Source organism: Leptospira ainazelensis, from assembly GCF_016918785.1.
Lineage (GTDB): Bacteria > Spirochaetota > Leptospiria > Leptospirales > Leptospiraceae > Leptospira > Leptospira ainazelensis.
Genome location: NZ_JAFFPT010000058.1, coordinates 1 through 1,914, shown reverse-complemented (window position 1 = coordinate 1,914; position 1,914 = coordinate 1). Strand labels below are relative to the sequence as shown.

Genomic DNA, 1,914 nt, shown 5'->3' with positions numbered 1-1,914 from the left:
ACTCCGGGCTAAAGCCACATTGCTTTGTCACTTCGGTTCGCGAGACGCGACTAAGGTCGCTCGAACCTCGTGCCAACTCCGTCGCGCGCAGGCGCTCGGAGACGCAACGTCGAGAAGCCTCTTTCGTTAGGCGACATTGCGTAAGCTTAGAGCGATTTTGAAAACGAATCAAAAGTCAAGAGAGGAGGGGATAAATTCAAACTAAAAAGTGCTTGAGTTTTACACATATCTCTGTGTAGACTTGTTATAAAGAGTAAAGGATATGGCTACAAACTTAAATATCGATCCAAAATTATTAGAAGAGGCCTGTACGGTTAGTGGCTTACGAACTAAACGAGAAACTGTTAATTTGGCTTTGATTGAATTTATTAAACGTCATAAACAGAAGGATATTCTTAAATTTATCAATTCAGTCGAATACGATAAGAGTTACGATTATAAAGAAGCGCGGAATAAAAGATAAAATTACTTAGCTTTAATGAAATTATTAGTAGATACTTCAGTTTGGTCTGAAGCTTTAAGAAGAAAAGGTAGAACTCTAAAATCAGCAGAAACTTTCCTTTATCAAATTATTCAAAACGAAGATGATATTTTTGTTACTGGGATTATTCTTCAGGAAATTCTCACTGGCATAAAAGAACCAAAAATATTCACCGAAATAGAGGAGCAGTTTAGATACTTTAACTTTATTTCTCCTTCTGAAAAAGATCATATCGAAGCAGCAAAACTAAGGAATTCGCTTTCTAAAAAAGGAATCACGTTAGCTACAATTGACGCCCTAATTGCTCAGATTGCAATTACTCATAATCTCATTCTTGCAACCTACGATACTGATTTCCTAAGGATTTCTGGAATTACAAAGTTAAAAACTCTCAATTTCGAAGATTCTAAAAAATCAAAGAGAAAACGCAACGTCGACTAACTTCGGCTTCTCACTTCGTTCGCGACTCACGGTTCCCGCTCGCGCTCACTCCGGGCTAAAGCCGCCACATTGCTTTGTCACTTCGGTTCGCAAGACGGCGCTAATGCGCCTCGAACCTCGTGCCAACTCCTTCGCGCGCAGGCGCTCGGGGACGCGACGTCGGCAAGCTTCTTTCGTTAGGCGAAATGCCTGCGAAAATTAATTGCATTCGCATGAATTAATGGATAAAAGAATTTAGAAAAATTATAAAAAAAGCTGGTAGAATACGAAATGGTATCGTATCATAGATCGTATGAAAGTTACGGCTATTTTACCCGATGATTTGATAACGGAAGTTCAGAAATATTCTGGTGGAAAGAATATAACAGATTCGCTACAGAAGGCGCTTTCTGAATGGTTAAAGCAGGCAAAAATTAAGAAACTTAATCAAAAATTAAATAAATCGCCATTGGCCTTTCAGAAGGGATTTAGTAGTGAGAATATACGGAATTTAAATCGAGATAGATAATGGTATTAGTTGATACTTCGATTTGGATTGAGTTTTTCAAAAGGAATGAACCTTATTTTAGCGAGCTAAGAGATTTAATAGAATCTTTCGAAGTTATTGTGCATGAAGTAATCTTTGGAGAACTTCTTCAAGGTTGCAAAAGTAAATCAGAAGTCTCATTTATCTTAGACTATTGGGAAAATCTAAATACTTTAACCTCAGAAAATAGCTTTCTCGAAGCGGGGAAACTCTCTTATGAGCAGAAATTGAAAGATAAGGGAGTCGGACTAATCGATTCTGTAATAATCAATGAAGCAATAAAAAGAAATTTGAAACTTTGGACTTTAGATAAGAAAATATTAAAAGTGTTAAGTGCTGAAAAAATTTACCATTCGAAGCAATAGTAGCAGGCACTTCGCATAACTTCAGCTTCTCACTCCGTTCGCGACTCACGGTTCCCGCTCGCGCTCACTTCGGGCTAAAGCCACATTGCTTTGTCACTTCG

The 1,914-nt window shown here is 38.0% G+C and carries 4 protein-coding genes; all 4 read left to right on the top strand.

The features are described 5' to 3' along the window. Window positions 1–262 precede the first annotated feature (262 nt). The 4 genes from JWG44_RS13415 (at window position 263) to JWG44_RS13400 (ending at window position 1,813) form a co-directional block, all read left to right on the top strand. Window positions 263–463 carry a type II toxin-antitoxin system VapB family antitoxin gene (locus tag JWG44_RS13415; protein ID WP_205275469.1) on the top strand — a complete coding sequence of 67 codons (201 nt, stop codon included), beginning with the start codon at window positions 263–265 and terminating at the stop codon, window positions 461–463. A 15-nt stretch (window positions 464–478) separates the two neighbouring features. Continuing rightward, window positions 479–922: a type II toxin-antitoxin system VapC family toxin gene (vapC, locus tag JWG44_RS13410; protein WP_205275468.1), complete on the top strand. Its 444-nt coding sequence runs from the start codon at window positions 479–481 to the stop codon at window positions 920–922. A gap of 292 nt (window positions 923–1,214) precedes the next feature. After that, entirely contained in the window at window positions 1,215–1,430 is a 216-nt protein-coding gene (locus JWG44_RS13405; protein WP_205275467.1) for a DUF2191 domain-containing protein, read from the top strand. Continuing rightward, a complete protein-coding gene (locus JWG44_RS13400) occupies window positions 1,430–1,813 on the top strand; it encodes a PIN domain-containing protein (RefSeq protein WP_205275466.1) in 384 nt (127 codons plus the stop codon). The genes JWG44_RS13405 and JWG44_RS13400 overlap by 1 nt, the downstream gene beginning before the upstream one ends. Window positions 1,814–1,914 lie beyond the last annotated feature (101 nt).